This window comes from Corynebacterium sp. HMSC064E08, assembly GCF_001811805.1.
GTDB lineage: Bacteria > Actinomycetota > Actinomycetes > Mycobacteriales > Mycobacteriaceae > Corynebacterium > Corynebacterium jeikeium_D.
On the sequence record NZ_KV806693.1, the window covers coordinates 59,757 to 86,195 of the forward strand.

The following is a 26,439-nucleotide window of genomic DNA, read 5'->3' on the forward strand; positions in this document are numbered from 1 at the left end:
GGGCTTCATCGGCGCGAATGCGGAGGGACAGGTCGCGGCCCAGTCATGTCTCGGTCAACTACGGGCGTCCGTCTCTATCCGTTAGCAGGGCGCAGCAGTCCAATCGTAGTGATGTATCCGCAGGCACGAACCTGACTCGTTTGATGGCGGTATGGGCTCTAGGGCTTGGTGCTTTCTTCGGAGTTTTCGGCAGCATGGTCTTTGAACAAGGGCAAAATGAGGCAGTCGAAAGCACCTTTACGTCTACGTACGCTTCCTACTCTGCGCAATAATCATTCGGGTTTCCGGCGTTGGGGTGGGACGTAGACTGGAGACTGTGTATTGCCAGTTTTGTCATCATGATCAGACACGAGTCTTGGACTCACGGTTAATAGATAACGGTATGGGGATTCGTCGCCGGAGAGAATGCCTCAATTGCGGTAAACGTTTTTCTACGATTGAACGCTCGCAGCTGATGGTCGTTAAACGGGATGGAATCCCTGAGGAGTTCAACCGCGAAAAGGTTATCCAGGGTGTTCGACGTGCGTGCCAGGGGCGCGAAGTATCAGAGTCTCAGCTGAAGAAACTTGCACAAAAAGTGGAGGAGAGCCTCCGCGAGAAAGGCACGCCCCGGGTGGACTCAAACGATATCGGCCTTGCCATCCTTGAGCCGCTCAAAGAACTGGACGAAGTTGGCTATCTCCGCTTCGCTTCGGTGTACAAGTCCTTTTCCTCCGCGGACGATTTCGCGCAAGAGATTGCCAGCATGCGCAAGGGGAAAGGACCGCAGGCTAATGGCAACGAGGTTAAAAAGAACTAACGCAGTTTATCCACACGTTTCTTTATTCGAGTCAGGGATACGCTCTGGGCGGTACCCAGCCGTTGTGCGAAAAGGCTGACGCGCAGCTCTTGAATGAGCCACTGAATATCCCGTACCTCGGCGGAATTCGAACGTGCCTTAGGTAGCTGCTGAAGCTTTGCCGCCAAGTATTCGCGTGCCTCAGTCACCTCATCTTCACGTTCGGCATCACGGTCCGGGTCACGGTTCATTTCCTCAAGTCGAATCTCCATTGCTTGGAGATAACGTGGCAAATGTCGTAGGTGCTGCCAACCGTGCCTTGCCACAGCGCCCTTAGGGAACATGAACTCCAGCTGGCGACGCATATCGTCAATGGCATCGCCTTCCCACTTGTTTAGCTGATTCACCACCGAGACATAACGAGGCATTGCCTGGGCAACGCCGACGACCAATTGGCGCACCTCTGAGGCGACTCCAGAACGAACGTGTTCGAGTAGTTTGTCGAATTCCTTCGGATCGCGGACCGGGCCACCGGCAGCCATCATACGGTCGCGAATCACTGCGACACGGCAGTCCTCGACAAGCCCATCGGCGCCCCCATGTGGCCATGCGTCCACGCCAACACGTTGCTGGAGTGGAAGCCCCTTAGTCATTTGTGCACCATTTACTGGGCAATCCCGCAACAACATTGTCAAATTTGTGGTCGCCAACGTCGCCTCAGCCTGAGCCTTAGTTGGTTTGACCTCAATGGCCACGCCATCCTTGGTGGTCACCAGCGTCGGATACATCGTGACGGACTGACCGTCGACAGTACTTTTGACCGTTTCTGAGACGGCGCCCAAGTTCTCTGAAGTCCACTTTTTCACAGCTTCGCGTGCTGCAGACTTCGAACGTTTCGACACAGCAGTTGAGACCGTCGAGGCATGCTTGTCTCGAAGCGCAGCAAGATCCCGGCTCTGATCGACGATCTTTCCATGGCGGTCGACCACTGCGTAGTTAAAGCGCAAGTGTGCTGGCAGCTTCGAAGGGGCAAAGTCTGCACCATTGATGCCCGAGCCTCCGAGTCGTCGTAAAGCATCGGCAAAAACATCGACGAAGCGGCCTGAGTACGGAGTCATCGTCTCCAGCGCGCGGCGTGCGAAATCCGGGGCGGGGACAACGGACTTCCGCAGTGCCTTCGGCAGAGTGCGAATGTAGGCTTCCGCGAGCTCAGCGCGAAGACCTGGTACCTGCCAGTCGAAGCCATCTTCACGCAGACCTGCAAGAAGAGGCACGGGGACACGGAGAGTCACACCGTCATCAGGGGCGCCCGGTTCGAATTTATAGGACAGAGAGAAATCGACCGAGCCCTGCTGCCACATTTCGGGGAAGGCGTTGTCGTCGATGTCGCCGGCTTCGGGGTTGAGCAGCTTATTGGGATCAAAGTCCAGTAGATTTGGCTGCTTGGGCTTAGTTTTCTTCCACCAGCGGTCAAAATTGGTGGCCGTGGTGATAGAGGCGGGCAGCTTGGAGTCGTAGAACGCGTAGAGCACGTCGTCATCGACGACAATGCCGCGGGAACGCTGCTTTTCCTCGATCTTCTCGGCTTCGGCAAGTTTGTCTTGATTGTTCTTGAAGAACTCGTGATGTGTGTTCCACTCGCCGTCGACAAGCGCAGAGCGAATGAAGATCGAGCGGGCGGCGTCGGCATCGACTCGGTGATATGGCACCAGGCGATCAACCACCACGGGCACGCCGTAGAGTGTCGACTTCTGGTAAGCCATCGCTGCACCGCGCTTAGTCGACCAGTGAGGCTCTGAGTACTGGTGTTTGAGTAGATGAGGGGCTACCTTCTCTACCCACTGCGGCTGAATCGTGCCTACGTTGCGCGCAAAAGTGCGCGAGGTCTCGACGATTTCCGCAGCCATCACCCAGCGAGGCGGCTTCTTTGCCAACGCGGACGAGGGGTGAATGAGGAACTTAGTGTTGCGGGTGCCAGTAAATTCCTTGCCCTCGCCCTCGCGCGTACCAATCATCGATAACAGACCCGGTAACAGTGACTTTGCCACCTCGTCGGGATTGTCGACACCGTTGGTTGAGCTGCGGGCCGAAAGATGCCAGCCCAGCTCGGCCGTTGCCTGGTGGAGCTGACGCACCAAGTCCTGCCACTCGCGAACGCGCAGATAGTGGAGGTACTCGCGCTTGCACATCTTGCGGAATTGGTTACCGCTAAGCTCGCGACGCTTTTCCTCCAGGTACTCCCAGAGCTTCAGTAGGGAGTTGAAGTCGCTGGTGGTGTCCTTAAAACGGGCATGTAGCTGATCTGCCTGAGCTTGGAACTCCAGTGGACGTTCGCGAACATCCTGCAGAGACAAAGCGGCGACAATGACGGTTACCGCCCCAAGAGTGGTGTTCTCGTACCCTTCGACCAGCATGCGGGCAAGACGCGGGTCGACTGGGATACGGGCAATTTGTCGGCCGATGTCCGTCAGCTCGGGGGCATCAGACCCCGACGTGGTGGTAATAGCCTGAAGCTCTGTGAGCAGGTTAATGCCATCGCGGATTGCTTTGTGCTCTGGTGGCTGGACAAAGGGGAAGTCCTCAATCGCGCCAAGCCGCAGTGAAATCATTTGCAGTACAACCGAAGCGAGATTGGTGCGCAGAATCTCCGGATCCGTAAACTCGGGGCGCGAGAGAAAATCCTCTTCGCTGTAGAGACGAATCGCCACACCATCAGCTACACGGCCACAGCGTCCAGAGCGCTGATTCGCGGATGCCTGGCTGATGTCCTCAACTGGCAGGCGCTGCACCTTCGTGCGGGTGGAGTAGCGGGAAATGCGTGCGGTACCAGTATCGACGACATACTCGATACCAGGGACCGTCAGCGACGTTTCCGCAATGTTGGTCGCCAGCACAATGCGACGCCCGGAATGCGGAGTGAAGATCCGATGCTGCTCTGCATTAGATAGCCGACCGAATAGTGGAACGGCTTCTACACCTTTCCAGTGTTTGCCCTCGATGGCTTCGGCAGCTTCTCGGATCTCTCGCTCACCCGAAAAGAACACCAGGATATCGCCGTCGCCAAGCCGCATGAGCTCTTCACACGCAGCGATTACACCATCGATCTGCTCGATGGCGACTTCCTTTTCCTGCCCATTCTTCGCAACAACGGTCCGCACCAGCGGGCGATAGCGGATTTCCACCGGGTAGGTGCGCCCCGACACCTCGATGATGGGCGCAGGGTGCTCGTCGTCAGGCGCGAAATGACGAGCGAACCGTTCCGGATCAATCGTCGCGGAAGTGATAATGATTTTCAGATCTGGACGCTGCGGCAGAATATGCTTTAAATATCCCAGCAGGAAGTCGATGTTGAGGCTGCGCTCGTGCGCCTCATCGATGATGATGGTGTCGTACTCGCGTAGCAGTCGGTCGCGGCCAATTTCGGCCAGCAGGATACCGTCGGTCATCAGTTTGATGCAGGTATCCTTGCTCACGCGATCATCAAAACGCACTGCATAGCCGACGTGCTGTCCAATCTTTTCGCCCAGCTCATGAGCGATGCGCTCCGCGACGGAACGCGCCGCAATACGACGTGGCTGAGTGTGACCAATCTTGCCCCGCACGCCGCGTCCCAGTTCGAGGCATATCTTCGGGATCTGCGTAGTCTTACCAGAGCCAGTCTCACCAGCAATAATGACGACCTGGTTGTTTTCAATTGCCTCTGCAATGTCGTCGCGGCGCGCGGACACCGGCAACTGGGCAGGGTAGGTGATGCGAGGAATCGCTTTACGACGATCTTCTAACCGCTCCAGCGCAAAGTCGAGGTCTGCAGAGATTGCAGACAGCGCCTTCGGCGCGGATGCTCGCTTTAGCCGGCGTCGGAAGGACTGAGCCTCCCGAATCGGCAATTGATCAGCGAGCTGGTAGAGCTCCTTTTTACGCGTGTCCTTAGCAGGTTTGCCAGAGCGCTGTGGCCTGGCGGAATTGCGGTGGCCGGAGTGGTGGTTTCCCGACTGGGCACGTGGAGCTGGTTTATCAGAACGGCTAGGAGTACTCATGGTTGCCTACTAGATTAGCCGCGTCTGGGGAGACAACCCACATCTGTGCTGATTAAGAGGTGCTCAAGATAGTCCGATGGCAGCAGGAAGCGTCCTACTTTGCGGCTGCTAGCTCTTCGGCAACTTCCTTGCAGTCCTCGCGCCCACAGTGCTGTGTCTCGGTGTGCTCCCAGCAATCATCGCAAATAAGCACCTGACGACGGCAGGTATCTTCGTTGATGCAGTTCTGGAAGGTGTTTGTGGGCTTGCCGCAGTGGACGCAGTGCCCGAGCTGTACGTAGTCCTCGTCTTCGATGCCATCGCCAAACTCCATATGCATGCGCTTGTCGAAGACATAGAGGGAGCCTTCCCACAGCCCCTTATTGCCAAACTTTTCGCCGTAGCGCACAATACCGCCGTCGATTTGGTAGACCTCTTCGAAACCGCGGTTCTTCATAAGTGCGGAGAGGATCTCGCAGCGGATGCCGCCGGTGCAGTAGGAGATAACCGGCTTGTCCTTCATCCAGTCGTACTTACCGGATTCCAGTTCGTCGATGAAGTCGTGCGTGGTCTTTACGTCCGGGACGACAGCGTTTTTAAACTTGCCAATCTCGGCTTCCATTGCGTTGCGGCCATCGAAGAAGATGACATCGTCGCCGCGTTCCTCGACCAGTTTATTGACCTCTTCCGGCTTCAAATGTGTGCCGCCGCCAATGACACCATCGACATCGACTTTCAGCTCACCCGGAGCACCGAAAGCGACGATTTCGTCGCGAACCCTGACGGAGAGTTTTGGAAAGTCATCAGCGCCGCCTTCGCTCCACTTGAACTGCATGGAGTGAAAAGCGGGGTACTGCTTGGTTTTCTTGATGTACTTCTTGCAGGCATCGAGATCACCGCCGACGGTGCCATTGATGCCGTGCTCGGACACCAGAATGCGGCCCTTGAGCCCTAACGACTCGCAAAGATCGCGCTGCCACAGCATGATGGCACGCGGATCGGATAGCGGGGCGAACTGGTAGTACAGAAGAATCTTGCTGATGCTCACGGGGACTATTCTAGTCTGCTCTCTCAGTTATCCTATTTTCGGCGTGAGCTGCTGATATGGCTTAGTGCTTCTGATAGAGAGCCTTTTTCTGGTACTTAGGCTCCGAAGTCACTAGCACACCGAGGTTGCGGAAAATTGTTTCGTCCACGCTGCCCAGAATGGTGGTGGTGTGGACATCGCAGTTTCTAAGGTTCTTCAGCTCGGCGAGAGCGGAGCGCGCATCGTCGCTGGTGGCGGCCGACACAGAAAGGGCGATAAGGACCTCGTCGGTATGCAAGCGGGGGTTGCGGCTGCCCAGGTGATGCGTCTTAAGCGTTTGGATTGGCTCGATGGCAGCTGGGGAGAGCAAGTGCAAGTCCGGGTCGATATTGGCGAGCTTCTTGAGAGCGTTGAGCAGCATTGCTGCTGAGCATCCGAGTAGCTCAGAGGTCTTGCCCGTAATGATTGTGCCGTCGTGCAATTCGATTGCGCTGCCCGGCGCCCCGGTAGATTTCTCAACTTCAAGCGCTGGTGCTACGACTCGGCGGGCGGCTGTCGACACGTTGGCCTTGCTCATAATCATGGCAATGCGCTGTGAGACTTCGTCGTCTGCGCTGTTCTTGTGTTCGTCGACAAGAGCCTTGTAGTAACGGCGAACGATTTCCTGGTTGGATGCCTCTCGGCACACTTCGTCATCGTCGATACAGTAACCGGCCATATTGACGCCCATGTCGGTCGGTGACTTGTACGGCGACTCGCCCGCGAGCTTCTCCAACAGAGTGCGCAGCAGTGGGAAGACCTCGACATCACGGTTATAGCTGGTGACCTTGGTGTCATAGGCGGCCAAATGAAAAGGGTCGATGAGATTGATGTCATCGAGATCAGCCGTTGCCGCCTCGTAGGCCAGATTTACCGGGTGTTCGAGTGCCAGGTTCCAGATAGGGAAGGTCTCAAACTTTGCGTAACCGGAACGAATTCCGTGTTTGTGATCGTGATAAATCTGCGATAGACAGGTCGCCAGCTTTCCAGAGCCCGGGCCCGGCGCTGTAACAACGACCAAGTCCCGCGACGTTTGCGCCCATTCATTCAGCCCGAAGCCGGCTTCACTGACAATTTTCTCCGTGTTTGTCGGGTAGCCCTCGATATTGCGATGGCGGATTACGCTCAATCCGAGTCGCTGCAGGCGCTCAATGAAGTTCTTTGCCAGGGTGTTGTCGTCGGAAAGCTGCGTGACGACGACGCTGTCGACTAGAAACCCGCGTTCACGAAAGACATCGACGAGGCGCAGCACATCGTCTTCGTAAGTGATGTCGAGGTCAGCGCGGACCTTGTGGCGCTCCAAATCCTTGGCATTGATGCACACCATGATTTCCAGATCGTCTTTGAGGCGATCGAGCATAGCGATTTTATTGTCAGGCGTGAAGCCGGGGAGCACGCGCGAGGCATGCATGTCATCAAATAGCTTGCCGCCCATTTCGAGATAGAGCTTGCCGCCTTCACCTGCGATGTCTGCGCGCCGCTTCTTAATATGAGCGGATTGCATTTCGATGTACTTTTCGCGGTTAAAACCGACAGCCTGAGCCATGGTGCCCTTTCTGAAGTTGTGTCTGCGAGGAGCGCGCTAAAGCTTGCGAAATTCTACTGTGTCCATGGTAGTGATACTGCCTTGCGAATGTCGTATCGGTTACTGCTGTCGCGGGGGGAATTTTGGGAACTTTGGCTTATTAGGCCACGCGTAGGGGATTGTCTGATTAAAGTCCAACATATTGATATTCAAAAAGAAATATGAAGAGGATGTGACATGCTCGATCCCCAGATGGCATCATCGTCGAATTCGGCAGAACCAACCGCACGCGCCCCGTACCAAGTGGGCAGGCGAGGCTTCCTCGTCGGAGCAACTGCCGTGTCAGCTGCGAGTATGATGCCTGCCGTAAATGGTGCATCAAAGGCAAACGCCGCTCCTGCAAACGGGGCTTCTGCCGCCGCGGGGAATTCGACCACCAATTTGAATGTCGGTCGAGGAATGGCTGACATGACAGGCGAGCCACTCGGCGCTGGCATGAACGGGTATGCGGTCATGGACCAGACCACCTCGGGTCTGCGTCTTCGCCAGATGGCGCGTGCATTCATCTTCGGTGATGACAACGACAACCGTGTCGTCCACGTCACCGCAGATATGGGGCTCATGTTCCAGTCCATCCAGATGGAAGTTCTGCGGCGACTGCGAGCTCTCTTCGGAGACCTCTACCACGAGGGCAACGTGCTTATCTGCGCATCTCATACGCATGTCGCGCCGGGTGGTACATCGGGCCATCTTATGGTCGACCTGACTACTCTCGGTTTCCGTCCCGTCACTTTCGAAGCTGTGGTCGTCGGTGTGGTCAAGGCTATTGAACGTGCACACGCTGATTACCAGCCGTCGACTATCCACCTGACCAAGGGGATTGCCAAGGATGCGGGTGTTAACCGCTCCCTGGAGGCATTCAGGCGTAACCCCGAGGAAGAACAGCGTCTTTTCCCCGACGGAGTCAACCCGGAAAGCCATACACTGCACGTGAGTCGCGGTGGTCGCGAAGTCGGATTCATTAACTGGTATGGAATTCATCCGACCACCTTCGGCCCCGAGCACACCATCATCGACGGCGACAACAAGGGCTATGCAGCATGGAAGGTTGAGGTCGACCGCGGGGTTACCCACCGTGAGCCGGCCGATGCCCCCTTTGTCGCCGCATTTACCATGTCGTGCCCGGGTGACATCAGCCCGAACATGGGGCTCGTGCCAAATTCGGGTCCCGGCAACGGAGACGAAGCAGAGTCCGCCCGCATTCTCGGTCAGCGTCAGATTGACGCTACCCAGGGTCAGACCATTGCACTGCCAGGAGGCGGAATCTCTACCGTCCACAAGTGGGTCAACCTCGGCGATGTCGACATTGACGGCCAATTCACGCCCGACGGCCAGCCGCACCGCACTGGACCTGCAATCCTCGGTGCGGCCTTCGCAGCCAGTAGCCAGGAGGACGGCGGCGGCGAACCAGCCCTAGGTTTCAACGAGGGCCAGCGTGGAGGCACACCGTGGGTACGTCAGCTCAATAACGTCGTACTCCCGAAAAATATCGGGGAGATTCAGGGCGAGAAAGAATGCCTGCTGCCAGTGGGCTACATCGATGGTCTTCTCCAGCAGACCCACATGTTCTCCATCACCCGCATCGGTGGCTTCACCTTGATTACCAACGGCCTTGAACCCACCACGATGTCGGGTTACCGCATGCGTCAGCACGTCGCCGATGTCCTCGGCGTTCCAATCGACACTGTCATCTGCCAGGGCTACACCAACAGCTATGGACACTACGTCGTTACCCCAGAGGAATACGATCAGCAGGATTACGAGGGCGGCGCAACGGCTTTCGGCAAGTACACGCTCAGTGCGATGATCTCCATCTATCACGATCTCGCCCACGCGCTTGCCGACGGCATGGCTGTCGACCCGGGCAGTGCTGCAGGTGATCTCACTGGCATCATCCCGCCGTCGCCAGCAGGAGGAAAGACTATCGATTCCGTACCAATGGGCAAGAATTTTGGTGACGTGCTCGAATCGACTGCAAGCGTCACGGTAGGGCAGCAGGCCGTTGCCCAATTCGTCGCGGCAAATCCGAATAACGACTTGCGACTGGAAGACGGCTACCTACTCATCAAGAATGACCGCGGTGAGATCGTTTCTGACGACTGGGACCAGGCAACTGTCATTGAATTTGCCAAGGACGGTAATTACACCACCGCCAAGGTCACTTGGGAGACCGGAGGAGTCGCGCCGGGCAAGTATGACATCATCGTGCGTGGTAGCGCGTTGGGTGCCGGTGATTCGCTGAACGAGTTCGAGGGAGTCGCCGCGGTGGAGCTCGTGTAAGAACGTCCAATTAAATACGTCCATGCGCACAATGTGACTTATACTTCGGCCTTTAAAAACTCATCAAGGGCTTGTCTCACGTATAGTCCGTTGTGCGCGTTATTTGTATGTATCCGTCAATTTGGCAGGAGCAATTTGCTTCATGAATACCTCAAACGATCCATATAGCAACAACGATTCTTACGGTGACGGCAGCCGGGACAATGAGTCCAATAACTATGACTCCCAGAGTCACGGTTTTCCCAACAATGGTTCGCAGGACTACAACCCTTACGGGTTCGATTCGGACGCACAACATGGCCCGCGTGGACCAGAGGATTCGCCACAGTGGAATCAGACTTACGGCCGTGAACAGGCTTATGGCGAAATTCCTTCTTATGGAACTGGCGAGTCGCGCGATAGTTACGGCGGGCAACCCTATGGTGCGGACTCGAGCTACTGGCAGCACCAGTCCAGCGGGGCTTCTGCAGCCGGTGCACTTGCTCCCGGAGTCAACATGCCAGGTGGCGATGAGCCGCCGGTGAAGCCTGTGGCACAGGGGCCGACGAAGGTCGACATTGGAAGTGCCTTTTCCGCGGCGTTTCGTAGTCTAAACAGCAATTTTGCTTCCTGGCTTGGCATCATGCTGACGTTCTTCGCCGTACTAGTCGCACTGATTGTTGGCGCAGCGGCAATTCTCTTTGCGACTGGTGACTTCGATCCGGACTTTGAGCCGAACTATCCAGGCGATGTTCCGTTTGAGGATCTAGGGTCAATGTTCGCGACTCTCGGCGCGATGGCACTCCTATTTGCCGTGGGCATGTTCGCGATGCAGGCATTTATGCTGCGCGGTGCATTCGAAGCTGTCGACGGCCGAGTGCCGAGCTACGGTACTTTCTTCCGTGTAAACCGGTGGGGATCTCTTATCGGTGCCTACATTGTCACGTTCCTGGTGGGGCTGCTCGCCATGCTTCCGGGGATGGTGCTCTTCATCGCTGGAGTATCCCTGTCTGCCAACGGCAGTGAAGCTGCAGCTGCGATGATTCCCATCGGCTACCTGTTGGTACTTGTGCTGTCCATCTTCATCATGCCAATCACAGCGACTATGCCGCTTCTTGTTTTCGATGGTCGAGCAACAGCACTTGAGGCTCCGGTCGTCGCTTGGCGCTTGGTGAAGCCTCAGTATTGGACGATGCTCGTTGCATTCATTCTGACGTCAATTGTTTCTTCCGCAGGTGCAATGCTCTTCTATATCGGTATGTTGTACACAGTCCCGCTTGCTCTCCTCGTGCAAGTACATATTTACCGTCAGCTCATCGGTGGCCGTCGAGTAGTTAATGAAGCCCAGGAGAATCCGGGTTATTACCCTCCGCAGCAGTAGCCAAACCAAACAAGAGAAAGCGCCCGAGGAACCGATAAAAATTGGTTCCTCGGGCGCTATTTCGTCAGCAGGTAATCCTGCTGGGGAGCGTTCGGCTATCAAAAGCCGAACCTATGCTCCGAATATTTAGCGGGTAGCCTCGGCGAAGACAGCCTGTGCAACACCAGAGACGGTGCCTGCAATCTTCACAGCTTCCCAGACCTGCTCCTTGGTCAGACCGGCATCGCGGACGACCTTTGCGTGAGAAGTCACGCAAGCTTCACAGCCGTTGATGGCAGAAACTGCCAGAGACCACAGCTCGAAGTCTTCCTTCTCGACACCCGGATTGGAGATGATGTTCATGCGCAGGCCGAACTTGACCTGTGCGTAGTCATCACCGAGCATGTGGCGAGTGCGGTAAGCAACGTTGTTCATGCCCATAACGGTGGCCGCACCAAGTGCAGACTCGAAAGCCTCGTCAGACAGGTGCTCCTTGGCTTCCTCGGCGATCTCGGAGAAAACAGTCTCGTTGCGGGTGGCAGCAGCGGATGCAAGCAGGGTACCCCACAGCTGCTGCTCGGAGAGTTCCGTAGAACGGGTGAGAGTGCCAAGGTTAAGCTTCATGTCCTTGGCGTACTCCGGTAGACCGGAACGAAGGTTATCGATGCTCATATGAGTTACTTCAGCTCCTGCTTCAGAACGTCCATCTTGTCGATGTTCTTGGTCGGGTCATTCTTCTGCCAGTTACATGCGCAGACCTCTTCAGACTGAAGAGCGTCGAGAACACGCAGAACCTCGTCAACGTTACGACCGACAGCGTCCGGGGTAACGGAGACGAACTGAATGATGCCGTCCGGGTCAATGATGAAGGTTGCGCGATCTGCAACACCGTCAGCGTTCTCGACACCGAGTGCACGCATCAGGTCATGGCGGATGTCGGAGAACATCGGGAACGGGATGTCCAGCAGTTCCTCGTGGGTTGCACGCCAGTTGAAGTGGGAGAACTCGTTGTCGCCAGAGCCACCGAGAATAACGGTGTCGCGGTCCTCGAATTCCTCATTCAGCTTGCCGAATGCAGCAATCTCAGTCGGGCAGACAAAGGTGAAGTCCTTCGGGTAGAAGAAGACGACCTTCCACTTACCCTCGTAAGACTCATTGGTTACCTGCTCGAAGTAGTCATCCGGAGAAGAAGCGTTTGCATCACGCAGGTTGCCGCCCTTGAGAGCGGTCAGAGAAAACTCGGGGAACTTGTCGCCAACAGTCAAAATTGCCATGGAATCCTCCTGAATGTATTCCTTTTGGGGTCACACACCATTATGCCTATGGATTCCCGAACCGTCAAGAGGAAAAAGTTAATAAGCTCGTGTAGGCTTATAGGTATGCGTAATAGAGATTATCGGCCCACTTTGCCTCAGTTACGTGCCTTTGTCGCGATTGCCGATACCGGTCACTTCGGTCAAGCCGCTGCCCGCCTCGGCATTTCACAGCCCAGCCTGTCACAAGCGCTTTCCACCCTTGAGCAGGGACTGGGGGTGCAGCTTGTAGAGCGTTCGACTCGCCGAGTGCTGGTGACGCCACTCGGTCGCGGACTGATTCCATATGCCCGCCAAGCATCTGAAATTGTTGACGAGATCGTTGCTCGCGCCTCTGGCCGTACAGATGATTTGTCCGGACCACTATCCATTGGTGTTATCCCTACGGTTGCTCCATACGTGCTGCCCAACTTCCTCCAGTTGGTTCGTGACGAGCTGCCAGATCTAAAGCCTAGGATTGTCGAAGAGCCGACCGAGCGCCTCATCGAATCACTTCGCTCCGGCACCATTGATGCAGCCATCATGGCACTGCCATCCGATGTGCCTTCCTTTGAAGAGATTTACCTCTACGACGAGGAGTTCTACATCGTCGTGCCAGAGGATCATCCGCTGGCAGGTAAGGAAGACGTAAAGCTTGAGGCAATCAGGGACTTGGACTTGCTTCTGCTTGACGACGGTCATTGCCTGCGCGACCAGGTGTTGGATATTTGTCGCAAGGTCGATGCTGTTCACGGCGAGACCTCCAGCTTGGAAACACGGGCGGCTTCTCTATCCACCGTCGTGCAGTGTGTTGCCGGTGGGTTGGGGCAGTCGCTTGTACCGGAATCGGCTGTCAAGATTGAGGCCGACCGCCCCGGCCTGGCTGTTGCACGATTCGAAGGTCCGGCACGGCCGGGACGCACCATTGGGCTGGTTCACCGCGCATCATCGGTACGCGGCGGCGAGTTCAATCGAATTGCTGAACTGGTACGGCAGGCGTACATGGACGCTGTTGCCTAAAGCTCTCTTGGCGCATGCTGCAATAGCGTACGAAATAAGCAAAAACCGGGCTGGCAGTTCCAGCCCGGTTTTTCGCGTTTATCCCTGAATAATTCGCAGCGATCCCAACCTGACCTCGCCGTATTCATCAGATGCAGCCAAGTCAACGTCCGCTTCAAAGCGCCAGCCGTGGTCGCCCTCAGGGTCATCGAGTATCTGGATCACATGCCATAGGCCCTCACCAGCCTTGCGGTCAATCGAAATCATATCGCCGCCGCGAGCCTTTGCATCGATCCCTAGGTCATCGTATTCATCGAAGTAGTCATCCATTGCGGCAGGCCAATCTGGCGCATCGTCGAGGTAGTTGTCCAGGTCGGCCAGCTCCTCCTCCTTTTCAAAGGCAAAGAGCTGCACGTGGCGGAACATGAGATTGCGCACCATACGGGTAAATGCACGTTCGTTGCCTGTAAGGGGCCGCGACTCGTCGGTGCCAAAAGCCGCTTCCTTGAGAGTTTCCTCGTCCAATGGCTTGTCCGGATCGGCCATTTGCGCCCATTCATCCACCAGGGAGTTATCCACCTGCACAACGAGCTCGCCGAGCCATTCCACAATGTCCCGAAGTTCCTCGTTAGCGGCTTCCGGAGGGAGAGTGTGTCGCAAAGTGCGCCAGGCATCGGTGAGATAGCGCAGGAAAATACCTTCAGAGCGGGCAATTCCATACTCAGATACCACGTCCGAGAAAGTCATGGCCTTTTCCACCATCTCGCGCACGACTGACTTGGGCGACAGCGAAAACTCACGCACCCACGGGTGACCTTGAGCATAGGTGTCGAATGCGCGCTCCAGCTCGTCGGCAAGCGGCATCGGCCATGTGATGTCTTCGACGATGTTCATACGTTCGGTGTAATCAACACCCTCGGCCTTGAGCGCGGCGATTTCTTCACCGCGTGCCTTCTTCTGCTGCGCGATGAGCAGTGGGCGAGGGTCTTCCAGAATTGACTCAAACACACTGATGACATCGAGTGCGTAGTTCGGGCTGTCCTTATCCAACAGTTCGAGCGCGGCGATGGCGAAAGGCGACAGCGGCTGATTGAGCGCGAAGTCACGCTGCAGCTCCATTGTCAGCTCGGGGCGGCAGTCATCGCCCTCGCCATGCGTGACGACGATACCCGCGGTGACCAAACCGCAGTAGAGCTCAATTGCGGTCAGAATAGCCTCATTTTGTTGGTGGCGGGTGTCGTGATTGGTGCGCAGCAGATGACGCATGTGTTCGTAGGTATCGCCACCACGTGCAATGACGTTGAGCAACATACCGTTGGTAACTGTAAAGCGGCTGGTCAGCGGCTCCGGTGGCTGAGAAACGATTTTGTCGAAGGTCTTCTCCGACCATGTCACTTCGCCCTTGGGAACGGACTTCAGCCGCAATTTCTTCAGTTTGGCCTCATCCTGGCCGGCACGGCGCCGCAGCTTGGCGTTTTCGATTTCGTGTTCAGGTGCTTCGACAACTACGGTGCCCTCGGTGTCGTAGCCAGCACGGCCGGCGCGTCCAGCGATCTGGTGGAACTCGCGTGACTTGAGAATACGGCTACGACGGCCATCGAACTTGGCCAAACCGGTAATTAGCACCGTGCGAATAGGCACGTTGATGCCGACGCCGAGGGTATCCGTGCCACAGATGACCTTCAGCAGACCAGTCTGAGAGAGACGCTCAACCAAACGACGGTACTTCGGCAGCATTCCCGCATGGTGGACGCCAATGCCCTGGCGCACCAACTTGGAAAGAATTCGACCAAAGGCCGTGGTAAACCGGAAATCGCCAATCTCTTCGCGAATCCGCTCCTTCTCCTCCTTCGTCAGCAGCTTCAGACCGGTCAGTGCCTGAGCCTGTTCAGCTGCTTGGCGCTGGGAGAAAAAGACGATGTAGATTGGGGCTTTGCCGGATTCCAGCAACTCCGCCAGCGTGTCATGAACTGGTGTGTAGACATAGTGGAAATCCAGCGGTACCGGGCGCGTCGTACCTGTAACGAGGTTGACGTCGAGTCCCGTGCGTTCCTTCAAATCCGTCTCAAACTTTTGAGTATCGCCGAGAGTGGCGGACATCAACAGGAATTGGCAACGGGAAAGCTCGAGCAAGGGCACTTGCCATGCCCACCCGCGATCGGGATCCGCATAGAAGTGGAATTCATCCATTACCACCTGGTCAATATCGGCGTCGGCCCCGTCGCGCAGGGCGATATTGGCGACAATTTCCGCAGTTGCGCAGATGATGGGTGCACCACCGTTGACGGTGGCATCGCCGGTCATCATACCGACGTTCTCAGCGCCAAAGACCTCGCAGAGGGCAAAGAACTTCTCGCTGACCAAGGCCTTAATAGGCGCTGTGTAAAAGCTGCGCTGGCCACGAGCGAGGGCGCAGAAGTGGGCAGCAATAGCCACCATGGACTTGCCCGAACCTGTCGGAGTGGCAAGAATGACGTGGTCGCCACCAGCGAGACCAATAGCGGCCTCCTCCTGGGCCGGGTAGAGCGTGATGCCCTGATCCCTGGTCCAGGCAATGAACGAGTCCATAATCGCATCGTCGAAAAGGGACTCTGGAACCTCAGCTAGGTCGGGAAGCATTTCAGATAGTGACACGCTTCCCACCCTAGCGGTAACCCCGGATTAGAAGCGGAACCAGGGCTTCCAGCCGCGCCGACGGCGAGGTTGTTCCGGTTCACCGGATTCTTCGCTTTCCGCCTGCTCTTCCCGAGGCTGTTCAGACTCGGGCTGTTCTGACTCAGGCTGTTCGGCAGTGTCGTCTACAGAAAACTCCGCAGACCTATCATCCGCCGAGGCCGACTCGGGTTCTTCCGAGTGTGCGTCAGTGTCCTCTGATGTAGTTGCCGAGGAATCCGAGTTGGCCGGGGTCTCCGCCTCGTCGTCAAGCGAGGAAGAATCCTCTACTGGGCGCAGCGGTTGAGAAGCGAGGAACCTTTCGAACTCAGCGCCAATCTCGTCGGCCGAAGGCATCTCGCCGTTAGGTCCAAGTAGAGGAGAAGTCTCCAGCTCTTGACGACGTTGAACCTCCTGGTCGTACTGTTCCTCGAGAAGATTGACCAGCTGAGAGACCTCGCCGGAATCATTCGTCTGCGTATTGAGCAGCTCCGCCACCCGCGCGGATTCCTTCTCCAACGCCTCAAGCGGGAGCTCGAGCTTGGCTAGCTTTGCTACCTCCTGCAACAGCCGCAGTGACGCCAGCGGATACTCAGAGGCCGCGACATAGTGTGGCACCTGTGCGGTGAAACCAAAGGCATCACAACCGCGGCTTGAGAGCTCGTACTCAATGTTCAGGCTCGCAGCACCCGGAACCGTGACGCGGTTGCCCCAGGTATGCATATCACCGAGTTTCCGCTTATCTGTGCCATGGGCGATGATACCCAGCGGTCGGGTGTGCGGAACCGTCATCGGCGCCGAGTACAGCGACACAGTCCGACCGACATCGTAGCGCTCTGCAAGATCTGCCACGGCAGTCGAGAAAGCCTCCCACCGCATGTCTGGCTCAGGGCCAGAAAGCAGTAAGAACGGCTTACCGACGTTGTCGCGAACCACATTGAGCGACAGGTTCAAATCGGATACATCCACAATCTGGTCGTGGTTCATCGTCACAGAGGGACGGCGAGAACGATAATCAATCAGCTCGTCGATAGAAAAGTTCACCAATGGACGGTGCTCGAGAGCATCCAACAGGAAACTAGCTGATTCCGAGACGGCATTACCGGCATCCGCATAACCGCTAAGTGCAATGACCAGGGTCAGATGCCCCTCGCTTCCCGTTACGTCAGGAACCGGGAAAACTACCTCGTACATATTGCCCTGAGGCTTGTCGGTCGGATCACTCACGTACGACTACCTCCTGCATCACATTTTTCGTCATTTGAAGTAAACAACCACGATACCGCAGAAATTATTCCAGTTATCCACAAGTTGAAAGTAGTCCACAGATGGGCCGATTTTTCCGGTCGCGCACAAGCAAGGCTGTTGCGGATTCGATAACAATGAGAGCCACCAGATGGCGAGAGGATTGTCCGCTGTCGAGCTATTCCAATGGGGGAAAAGGGGTAAGGAATTAATGGGAAACAAACAGAACTTCGGTGCAGGACAAAAGCCTGAAATTGAGCCGAGTGTTTTTCTGACGAACCTGCCGGGAATCGTTGGATTCTATCCGCGGGGGCAGGTAGTGATTGCGGCGTTGTATCGTCAGCAGGTCGAAGATCTCATCGATGGCAAGGTCGAGTTTGATCCGACAGCGCATGCTGGCCCGATGCTGATTAAGGATGTGGCCTCGATGGAGAACAATCCTGACTTGGTGCGGGCAGCCGCGGACTTCCTGCTCGATGAAGGATGCACTCACGCAGATGTGTTTATCATCGACGAATCCTGGGGGATTGAAAAGGACTCCACACCTATTACAGGCTGGCTGCGAGAAGGCGGCCTGCATGAGGTGCGTTTGGCGGGCGTTGCCACTATTGCTGCGGGGGAAGTTGTCACGGACGAGCAGGGAGAGATCGTCGGCATTGTCGGTGACAGTCTGATGACCGACAATGCAAATCTAATCTCCCGGCAGGGAGAGCAGGTTTTCAAAAACTATGAGGAGTACCGCAGCTATTTTCGAGGTGGCCAATTCCACGACAGTAAAGACAGGGCTCTGATTGAACGCCTCCGGGAACGAGCGACAGCCGTTGAGCAGCCGAGGAAGCTCAAAATTGGTTCGGACAATCCCGCGCTCATTGAGCACTTCGACATGCTCAAAACCGCCGTGGAAAACGTGGCCGATGGTGTGATGGATGCACATGAGGCGGTGCGCGATGAAAACGCAGGATATGCCATTGCAGCAGCACTGACCAACGTCACCTTGCGCGATATGTCCATGATTTTCATTACTACGCAGTTGGCGCAATCAATGGGAGAAATCTGGCGCGAGGCCGCAATCGTCCACCGCGGCAGCCTGCGTGCTAACGCTTTAGCGTGTTTTGCCATCGCAAAGTTCGCGGCTGGGCTGGAGAACTTTGCGCAAACAGCTCTCGATGAGGCAGCGGGGGAGCAACCGAATCATTCACTGACTCAGTTGCTGGAAATTGCGGTCGCCAATCAAATTGTGCCGAGGTGCGTCGGCACAATTCTTGGAGCAGCACAAGAGGTACTGCGCAGGGTATACAAGGTGAAAATGCCGCGTATTGATTAGCGACCCTGCAAGCTGTACTGCAGTACCTAGCGGTGCGCCGAGTGGGCTCGGTCGCCGAGGTTCTTGGTGTACTCCCATGCATCGGCGACGATGGTTTCAAGCTCCGTCTGGTTGGGCTTCCATCCGAGCTCGTCCATGGCACGCTGAGAAGAGGCAATAAGGGTTGCCGGATCACCGGCTCTACGCGGTGCATCCTCAGCGGGAATCGGGTGACCGGTGACCTTACGGCAGGTTTCAATGACCTGGCGAACTGAAAAGCCGTCGCCGGAACCGAGGTTAAAGATACGGTGGGTTCCCGGCGTGTTGGACTCTAGTGCCAAGACATGCGCATCGGCGAGGTCTTTGATGTGGATGTAGTCACGCACCGCGGTGCCGTCCGGAGTCGGCCAGTCATTGCCAAAGACCATAATCTTGTCGCGGTGACCGAGCGCAACCTGCAGTACCAGTGGGATGAGGTGAGTTTCCACCTCACGGTTTTCTCCAAAACCGCCCCAGGCACCCGCCACATTGAAATAACGCAAGCTCGTAGCGCCGATGTTGTATGCCTTGGCGTAAGAGGCGATGGCGTAGTCCATGGCCAGCTTGGTGGCACCGTAAGGGTTGGTCGGCGCGGTTGGCATGTCTTCGGTAATTGGTGTCTTCTCTGGCTCGCCGTAGGTTGCAGCTGTCGAAGAGAACACCAGGTTATTCGTACCGGTATCACGCATCGCGTCGAGTAGCTTCAGGGTTTGGCCCACATTGTTGTGCCAGTAGTCGGAAGGAACTTCGACAGACTCGCCAACAAGCGATTTCGCAGCGAAATGAACGACGCCGTCGAAGCTGTCGGAGGACAGAACCTCGTAGGCCTTGTCCGCCACATCGCCTTCGACTAGGGTCGCGCCCTCTGGCACCGCATCACGGTTGCCAACAGAGAAGTTGTCCAGAATGGTGACGTCGTGGCCAAGAGAAATCAATACTGCCGAGCACACGCTACCGACGTAGCCGGCACCACCAGTGACGAGGAGTTTCATTTGATAATCACCATGATTGCGTGAGACAGAGTATCCGGAATGTCAAGAGAATGATCACCACGGGCGAGAGTCACGCGGCCGGCGGCAACCTCGGCAAGTGCCTCAGTACCCGGCATAATTCCAGCCTTGTGGAGACGCTTCATGTAGCTCTGCTCGACCTGCAGGATTTCGTTAATCTGGACGATCTCAACGGTGTACTCGCCGGGGTTTAGATCGGACAGTCGGCGAACGTTCTCTAACGGCTCTGGTGACTGAGTCCCACCGAGGTCTCCCAAACCGGGAATCGGATTGCCGAATGGGGAGCGTGTGTAAGAGTCAAGCACGTCGAGAAGTTTGCGCTCGACCTCGTCACTCATTACGTGCTCCCAGCGGCAGGCTTCGTCGTGAACCTTGTCCCATTCGAGGCCAATGACATCCGTAAGTAGGCGCTCAGCTAGGCGGTGCTTACGCATGACAGCCGTGGCCAGCCTGCGGCCCTCGTCGGAAAGCTGCAAGCTGCGATCTGGGGCAACTACGAGAAGGCCATCGCGCTCCATGCGCGCAACGGTTTGGCTAACGGTCGGCCCCGACTGCTCAAGGCGTTCGGCAATGCGAGCACGCAAAGGAATGATGCCCTCTTCTTCGAGTTCGAAAATCGTACGTAAGTACATTTCCGTGGTGTCAACCAAATCCCTCACGGTTTTCCTCCGATAACACAGTCTTAAAAGTTTTCACTCAAGTATTAGGATAACCACACTTGCGCAAGAAAGATGTTAGGGCTCGCAAATCTAGTGGCTTTGGTGCTGATTAGGCAGCGAAAAGCTTGGTTCGGTGGGCGCTGCTGAGACGGAAGGGAGCGTACGCGATGTCGAAAGTTCGACGTGCAGACGAAAACGCCGACCGCCAGTGTGGATGAAACTCCCGCACGGGGTCGGCATTGAAGTCCAGCTCTATCTCAGGGCTGAAATTGGGAACCCTATCGATGTCACCGCCATGTGGCGTTAGTTTGCGTACTCACGCAGCTTGTCAGCACGGTCACCCTCGCGCAGCTTGGACATAACTTCCCGCTCAATCTGGCGGACGCGCTCTCGAGACAGGCCAAAGTGGCGGCCAATCTGATCCAGCGTGCGGGGCAGACCATCGTCGAGACCGTAGCGGAGCTTAATAACTTCCTGCTCTCGAATCTCGAGAGTGGACAGAACCTTGCGGACATCGTGGTGACGCAGGGAAGCGACAACTGCCTCCTCGGCATCAGTTGCCTCTGAGTCCTCGATGAAGTCTCCCAGAGGAGCTTCCTCATCAGTGCCCACCGGCATGTCCAAGCTCACCGGGTCGCGGGACTGACGCAGCAGCATCTCGATCTTGGCCTCTGGAATGCCGGATTCCTCTGCCAATTCCTCATTCGTAGCCTCACGGCCGAGCTGCTGGTAGAGCTCACGCTTGATACGAGAAATCTTGTTGACCTGCTCAACCAAATGGACGGGTAGGCGAATAGTGCGCGACTGATCAGCCATACCGCGGGTAATAGCTTGGCGAATCCACCACGTTGCGTATGTGGAAAACTTGAAGCCCTTGGTGTAGTCGAACTTTTCCATGGCGCGGATGAGGCCCAAGTTGCCCTCCTGGATTAGATCCAGCAGAGGCATACCGCGGTTGGTGTAGCGCTTCGCCAGCGAGACCACAAGACGGAGATTGGCTTCGAGTAGGTGGGCGCGTGCAGCCTTACCTTCCTTTGCCAAGATCTTGACATCACGCTTCTTTGCGCGGGTCATTTTCGCGCCGGTCTGCAGCAAATGCTCGGCGTATACACCGGCTTCAATGCGCTTAGAAAGTTCCACCTCTTCTTCAGCGCTGAGAAGAGCAGTCTTTCCGATGCCGTTCAAATACACACGAACCAAATCGGCGGACGGATTGGAGTTATTGCCAGTGCGGCGCCCCTTGTCCCGTGGCTGACCTTCCAGTTCGTCATTTTGAATATCGGCACTCTTCATGAATCTGCCTCCTGGATTTTTAAGTGGACTCAATAACTACAACGCACGGAGTTACGGAAATGTTCCCGTGAAAGTTGATGAATGTCAATAGGGTAATTTTGCCATGCAAATATAATGTTAAGAAAAACTGCCGCGACTAGCATTCTACGAGAACTGTAAAGGGTCCATCATTGACGGATGCGACCTCCATCATCGCTCCAAATTGTCCCGTTTCGACCGTCAAGCCACGATTGCGCAAGTTCTCGACAATTTTTTCTATGACGGGTTCGGCCTCTGGGCCCGGAGCCGCGTCTACCCACGACGGCCGCCGTCCCTTCTTTGTCGCCCCCATCAACGTGAATTGGCTAACAATGAGCACCGGGGCGCCAGCGTCGACAGCGCTGAGCTCGCCATCCAGAATGCGCAGCTCCGCGATCTTGCGGGCCATCGTTTCCCAAGCATCGGCAGTGTCCTCGCGGCCAACACCTACGAGCGCCAAAATGGCGCCGGTATCGCCTCCGTCAACGTGGCCAACAACGGAGCCGTCGACAGTGACTGACGCGGATTTAACTCGGGTGAGAACGGCTTTCATTTACTGTTTATCCTCCAAGAGCTCGGTGGGGAGAATCAGACCATGGCGAACCAGGTCAACGACGATGGGAACTAGGGCGTCCTTGATTGCAGGGACTTCGGACTCATCAAAGGCTCCAAACATTGCCATGATGTCGATGACGGAGCCCAGGGCAGCTTCGGGATGCAGTGCACCCAGGATGGTTGCGACGGACTCATCGATTGAGTGTGTCCAGGCGGGGCCGTCGGTGCGTGAGATGCGTGTATCGAACTCAGTGAAGCCCTGGCCGCTGTCGACGTCGGCAAGCGAAACGCGTTCTAAGGCGACGCCGGGTCGCACAGTAAAGGCAGCTTCGGGGATGGTGTTAGCAGTTTGTGCGCGAAGCCATTCGGCGCGGCCGAGATACTCCTCGGCTTCGGCGGCGAAGGGAGCGGCCAAAGGCTGCGGCATTTCTTCACACACAGCGGAAGTCGGGCCGGCAATGCGTTGGACTGTGATGTAGCCGAACCCGATGCCTGTCACGCCGCTGTTGCGGAAGTGCTCCAGCCAGGCACGGGAGCGCTCGCAGCCTTCTGGGCTGCGGGGGTCGATGGACTCGTCTCGAAGCCAGGTGCCGATGTATTCCGCCGGCGTGGCGACATCTCGTTGTGTTACCCACACTTCGAGGCCTTCAGCAGGGAGCCAAGAGGCGATGCGCTGTTGCCAACTTTCGCCTTCGATATGGGCCCAAGCGCCGAGCAGATGCGCCGTGCCGCCGTCGGTGAGATGGTCGGCCAGACCGCGGATCATAAGTTCGGTGGCACCGTCCAGATTCAATCCTGAGTCACGGTAAACATGTTCCACACTTGGCAGCCCTACGACGAACGGCGGGTTCGCCACAATGCGGTCAAACTTCTTGCCTGCAACCGGTTCAAACCACGAGCCTTCGAGGGCCTGCGCCTGGTCGAAGCCATTTGCTGCGAAAGTAGCGCGGGCAAAAAACAGCGCCCGGGGGTGAATGTCCGTCGCGACAATCGACTTTGCATCCGGCTGGGCAAGGCTCTGGACACCACAACCGGCACCGAGGTCGAGTACGGATTCCACCGCCGAGGTCGGCGAAATATCGAGGAGGGAGCGGGAAGCCCGCCCTACGCCCAAGACATGATTGGGTCCAGGAACGTGATCGCTCATAGAGGCATCGCGGTCGGAAAAGACAATACGGTCGACTCCCGCAATCTCAACCGGGCGCACATCGATACACACCTGTGCGTTGGTGGCGGTGCCGGCAAGTATGCCGCTGTCCAGTAACTTGGCCGTCAGAGCAGGCCCAAATAGCTGGTCTGCGTCGGCGAAGTCGCCCAGGATGAGAAGACGCAACGCGGTCACAGTGTCCGCAGAAACGCCCTCAGTTTCGGTAAGTAGAACATCGACAACGCCGGGCTCACCGCGGTCCAGCGCGGCCAGTCCCTCGGCGCCTAGGACTCGACGCAGTGACTCACTGGAAAACTCAAGGCGCTTCAGTGCGGTGGCAAATTCCTCCGCACAGTCGACAAAATCACGAAGCTGCTGATCAGTCGGTGGGGTGAAGGTGGAGGGGGAAAAGGTCATCGTAGGCACTACCTTCGTCGTAAAGCGGGGCGGAGGGGCTAGTTAGGGGAGCTTGACGACGGATCGTCGTCTTCCGGCATATCGATGACATTTGCATCATCGAAGGGGGTTGAGATGGTCTCGTTACCGGACTGCGGCGGTGCGTCGGTGTCTTCGGTACTGGCGGCCGAACCGAGCGCGCGCATCTCTGCTTCCTTGAGGGCGCGCTGGCGTTGCTGCTCCTCCCATTTGCGGTTTTGCTCGCGTACAACTCCAGGCTTGTAGACGCGCGGCTTACGCTTGTCAGCGGGTTCTCCAACGCCATTGGCGATGACAACCGCGATCCACGGCATGGGTACGGAGACGACCATGAGAATCGCTGCGATCCACGGCACATCCCACCAAAGATAAAAAGCGCCGGAAAGAAGCAGCAGCGGAATGCGAGACCATTGCAGAGCCGCGTAGACGTGGCGGCGGTGGTCATAGTTGCGAATCCGAGAGCCGCGGGCGTCGGTAATCAACGCCGCGTCTTTCTTGCGTCGCCGGGAACTTCCGCGTTTCGGCAGCGCGGAGTCGCGACGGTCATTGATTCGCGCCATGGTTGTCTAGCATACGCCTGTGGCGTGGGGTCGTCTCAACTAGCTATGTCCGTTGCAGCCGCATGCTCGCGTAGTCGTAGCGATGTTGTGGATGGCTATGGAAGGCAGCAGTCAGCAGCGGCCAGCACCTGGGTCACTGGGCATAATTTGACCGATGGGGCACAATTGGAATCTGTGAGCACTCCATTGAAGACGACAAAGACGATTGAACGCACCGATACCCGCGTCGATGAGTCGACGAGGGACGACACCCCGAAGTTCTTCCATTACGTCAAGAAGGACCAGATCGTGAACTCCGCGGTCAACGGCTCCTACGTCGTTGCTCTGTGCGGTGAAACCTTCCCAGTGAAGAAGTCGGCGAAGCCGGGTTCACCGGTATGCCCTGACTGCGAGCGGATTTACAAGTCCCTGCGTCGCAAGTGAGCGGGCTTCGTAAATGGCAGCAGGAGGCTCTCGACAAATACCTGGCGACTAACCCCAAGGACTTCCTTGCAGTGGCGACACCGGGCGCAGGTAAGACGACCTTCGCCCTGCGTATCGCCAGTGAGTTGCTGTCGCGCCGGATCGTCGAGCGCATCATCGTCGTGGTTCCCACTGAGCACCTGAAAGTGCAGTGGGCTGCTTCCGCTGCTCGTTCGGGGATTGCGTTGGATCCCAAATTCACCAACGCCAAGGGTGTGGTAAACCCCTCCTACCAGGGAATTGTTGTGACCTACGCCCAAGTCGCAGTGCATCCGTTTAAGCACCATGCCGTAGCCACCGCTCGGCCGACATTGGTGATTCTGGACGAGGTGCACCACGGCGGCGATGCCAAGAGCTGGGGCGACGGTATTTCCGAAGCTTACGGCGATGTCGAACGCCGCCTGTGCCTAACTGGTACGCCGTTCCGCTCCGATGACGCGGCGATTCCGTTTGTTCGCTACTCGCCGGACGGCGATGGTTACTCGCGTTCCGTCGCCGATTACACGTACGGCTATTCCAATGCGCTTGCCGACGGCGTCGTGCGCCCAGTGGTCTTTTTGGCTTATTCCGGTGAAGCTCGCTGGCGTGATAGCGCGGGTGATGAGTTCGCTGCGCGACTGGGCACCGTGATGAGTCCAGAGGAGACCACGCGTGCTTGGCGCACCGCGCTTGACCCAAAGGGCGAGTGGATGCCATCTGTGCTGCGGGCAGCGCACACCCGGCTCTCGCAGATGAGGCAGCATATCCCGGACGCGGGTGGCCTGGTTATCGCCTCCGATGCGGCAACTGCCCGTGCGTACAAACGCATTCTCGAGCAGATTGCCTCTACGCCGGTGGCGTTAGTGCTCTCGGATGAACCGGGCTCGTCGGAACGAATCAAGACTTTCTCCGAGTCCACCGATGAGTGGATGGTGGCCGTGCGCATGGTCTCCGAAGGCGTGGACGTGCCGAGGCTGGCGGTCGGCGTGTACGCGACCAGTTCCTCGACTCCACTATTCTTCGCGCAGGCTATCGGACGATTCGTGCGAAGCCGCATGCCGGGGGAGACCGCTTCGGTCTTCTTGCCGTCGATTCCGGTGCTGCTCGACTTGGCCTCGCAGATGGAGGTGCAGCGCAACCACGTGCTCGGCAAGCCGGATCGGCCTTCGGAAGGCTGGGAGGATGACTTGGTCGCTGAGGCCAATCGCCGCAAGGATGAGCCCGACGAATTGCTGCCGGCCTACGAATCCATTGGCGCGGATGCTGAACTCGACTACCTCATCTACGACGGCTCCTCCTACGGCACCGCAACCGTTGCCGGTTCCGCCGAAGAGGCCGATTATCTGGGTTTGCCAGGGCTTCTCGACGCCGATCAGATGCGACTCTTGCTGCGTCAGCGGCAGGATGAACAGCTTAAAGCCGCCAGTGCCCGAGAGAAGGAAGCCCGCGAGGAGGCGAGGGAATCGTCGTCAAGCGGAGGCGAAGGGGGCGCGGTGCACCGCATTGAAGGATCGGCGTACCCAAGGCCGCAGAAGGTGGCCAGTGAGGTGTTGCCGAAGTTACGGAAGGAGCTCAATACGCTGGTGTCGATGACAGCGGCGCGAACCGGTAAGCCACATGGTCAAGTGCATAACGAGGTTCGGCGCGCCTGTGGTGGCCCGCCGACTGCGCTATGTACGGAGGAACAGTTGCGTGATCGCATCAGCTACCTGCGTAATTGGTAGGGT

General features: G+C 57.0%; 20 protein-coding genes. 7 read left to right on the forward strand and 13 right to left on the reverse strand.

The genetic code is table 11. From position 1 onward, the window contains the following. The first annotated feature begins 316 nt into the window (after positions 1–316). Positions 317–799 (forward strand): transcriptional regulator NrdR, encoded by a 483-nt coding sequence (gene nrdR, locus HMPREF2820_RS01820; RefSeq protein WP_042388651.1) that lies wholly within the window; start codon positions 317–319, stop codon positions 797–799. Here the strand turns inward: nrdR and hrpA are convergent. The 3 genes from hrpA to HMPREF2820_RS01835 all read right to left on the reverse strand — a co-directional run bounded on the left by hrpA (position 796) and on the right by HMPREF2820_RS01835 (position 7,406). Beyond that, complete coding sequence (hrpA, locus tag HMPREF2820_RS01825; RefSeq protein WP_083308399.1) at positions 796–4,815, reverse strand: ATP-dependent RNA helicase HrpA; 4,020 nt, start codon at positions 4,813–4,815, stop codon at positions 796–798. The two genes, nrdR and hrpA, sit on opposite strands and share 4 nt — an antisense overlap. Positions 4,816–4,909: 94 nt before the next feature. After that, the gene (locus HMPREF2820_RS01830) at positions 4,910–5,842 is read right to left on the reverse strand and encodes an oxygen-dependent tRNA uridine(34) hydroxylase TrhO (protein ID WP_016422632.1); all 933 of its coding nucleotides are present in this window, start codon (positions 5,840–5,842) and stop codon (positions 4,910–4,912) included. A 61-nt stretch (positions 5,843–5,903) separates the two neighbouring features. Next, entirely contained in the window at positions 5,904–7,406 is a 1,503-nt protein-coding gene (locus HMPREF2820_RS01835) for a DUF1846 domain-containing protein (RefSeq protein WP_070602491.1), read from the reverse strand. Between the two features lie 216 nt (positions 7,407–7,622). Between HMPREF2820_RS01835 and HMPREF2820_RS01840 the strand changes: the two genes are divergently transcribed. Then, on the forward strand, positions 7,623–9,725 hold the full coding sequence (locus HMPREF2820_RS01840) for a neutral/alkaline non-lysosomal ceramidase N-terminal domain-containing protein (RefSeq protein ID WP_070602494.1): 2,103 nt from the start codon (positions 7,623–7,625) through the stop codon (positions 9,723–9,725). A gap of 142 nt (positions 9,726–9,867) precedes the next feature. Next, a complete protein-coding gene (locus HMPREF2820_RS01845) occupies positions 9,868–11,085 on the forward strand; it encodes a hypothetical protein (protein WP_016422635.1) in 1,218 nt (405 codons plus the stop codon). A 126-nt stretch (positions 11,086–11,211) separates the two neighbouring features. On the opposite strand, the gene HMPREF2820_RS01850 is transcribed toward HMPREF2820_RS01845, so the two are convergent. Next, the gene (locus tag HMPREF2820_RS01850; RefSeq protein ID WP_016422636.1) at positions 11,212–11,736 is read right to left on the reverse strand and encodes an alkylhydroperoxidase, AhpD family; all 525 of its coding nucleotides are present in this window, start codon (positions 11,734–11,736) and stop codon (positions 11,212–11,214) included. Positions 11,737–11,741: 5 nt separating this feature from the next. Further along, positions 11,742–12,338: a peroxiredoxin gene (locus HMPREF2820_RS01855; protein WP_016422637.1), complete on the reverse strand. Its 597-nt coding sequence runs from the start codon at positions 12,336–12,338 to the stop codon at positions 11,742–11,744. A 105-nt stretch (positions 12,339–12,443) separates the two neighbouring features. Between HMPREF2820_RS01855 and HMPREF2820_RS01860 the strand changes: the two genes are divergently transcribed. Beyond that, positions 12,444–13,376 carry a hydrogen peroxide-inducible genes activator gene (locus HMPREF2820_RS01860; RefSeq protein WP_048733293.1) on the forward strand — a complete coding sequence of 311 codons (933 nt, stop codon included), beginning with the start codon at positions 12,444–12,446 and terminating at the stop codon, positions 13,374–13,376. Between the two features lie 78 nt (positions 13,377–13,454). Here HMPREF2820_RS01860 and HMPREF2820_RS01865 read toward each other — a convergent pair whose 3' ends face one another. After that, on the reverse strand, positions 13,455–15,974 hold the full coding sequence (locus tag HMPREF2820_RS01865) for a DEAD/DEAH box helicase (RefSeq protein WP_141751980.1): 2,520 nt from the start codon (positions 15,972–15,974) through the stop codon (positions 13,455–13,457). 42 nt (positions 15,975–16,016) lie between these two features. Further along, complete coding sequence (locus HMPREF2820_RS01870) at positions 16,017–17,234, reverse strand: PAC2 family protein (protein ID WP_070602497.1); 1,218 nt, start codon at positions 17,232–17,234, stop codon at positions 16,017–16,019. A gap of 229 nt (positions 17,235–17,463) precedes the next feature. Here HMPREF2820_RS01870 and HMPREF2820_RS01875 point away from each other — a divergent pair, with 229 nt between their 5' ends. After that, positions 17,464–18,576: a DUF4192 domain-containing protein gene (locus tag HMPREF2820_RS01875; protein ID WP_246822188.1), complete on the forward strand. Its 1,113-nt coding sequence runs from the start codon at positions 17,464–17,466 to the stop codon at positions 18,574–18,576. Between the two features lie 26 nt (positions 18,577–18,602). On the opposite strand, the gene galE is transcribed toward HMPREF2820_RS01875, so the two are convergent. From galE to HMPREF2820_RS01905, 6 genes are all read right to left on the reverse strand, one after another. Next, positions 18,603–19,586, reverse strand: coding sequence for a UDP-glucose 4-epimerase GalE (gene galE / locus HMPREF2820_RS01880; RefSeq protein WP_069358725.1), 984 nt, complete (start codon positions 19,584–19,586; stop codon positions 18,603–18,605). Next, on the reverse strand, positions 19,583–20,263 hold the full coding sequence (locus HMPREF2820_RS01885; protein WP_070438300.1) for an iron-dependent transcriptional repressor DtxR: 681 nt from the start codon (positions 20,261–20,263) through the stop codon (positions 19,583–19,585). Before HMPREF2820_RS01885 ends, galE begins: the two co-directional genes overlap by 4 nt. 303 nt (positions 20,264–20,566) lie before the next feature. After that, a complete protein-coding gene (locus HMPREF2820_RS01890; protein ID WP_016422644.1) occupies positions 20,567–21,556 on the reverse strand; it encodes a sigma-70 family RNA polymerase sigma factor in 990 nt (329 codons plus the stop codon). Positions 21,557–21,692: 136 nt separating this feature from the next. Continuing rightward, a complete protein-coding gene (gene dtd / locus HMPREF2820_RS01895) occupies positions 21,693–22,127 on the reverse strand; it encodes a D-aminoacyl-tRNA deacylase (protein WP_070602501.1) in 435 nt (144 codons plus the stop codon). Further along, on the reverse strand, positions 22,128–23,693 hold the full coding sequence (locus HMPREF2820_RS01900) for a DUF7782 domain-containing protein (protein WP_070602503.1): 1,566 nt from the start codon (positions 23,691–23,693) through the stop codon (positions 22,128–22,130). Positions 23,694–23,731: 38 nt separating this feature from the next. After that, a complete protein-coding gene (locus HMPREF2820_RS01905) occupies positions 23,732–24,271 on the reverse strand; it encodes a DUF3099 domain-containing protein (RefSeq protein ID WP_070602505.1) in 540 nt (179 codons plus the stop codon). Between the two features lie 174 nt (positions 24,272–24,445). Between HMPREF2820_RS01905 and HMPREF2820_RS01910 the strand changes: the two genes are divergently transcribed. Next, the gene (locus tag HMPREF2820_RS01910; protein WP_005509477.1) at positions 24,446–24,694 is read left to right on the forward strand and encodes a DUF3039 domain-containing protein; all 249 of its coding nucleotides are present in this window, start codon (positions 24,446–24,448) and stop codon (positions 24,692–24,694) included. Then, entirely contained in the window at positions 24,691–26,436 is a 1,746-nt protein-coding gene (locus tag HMPREF2820_RS01915; protein ID WP_048733265.1) for a DEAD/DEAH box helicase, read from the forward strand. Before HMPREF2820_RS01910 ends, HMPREF2820_RS01915 begins: the two co-directional genes overlap by 4 nt. The last annotated feature ends 3 nt before the right edge of the window (positions 26,437–26,439 follow it).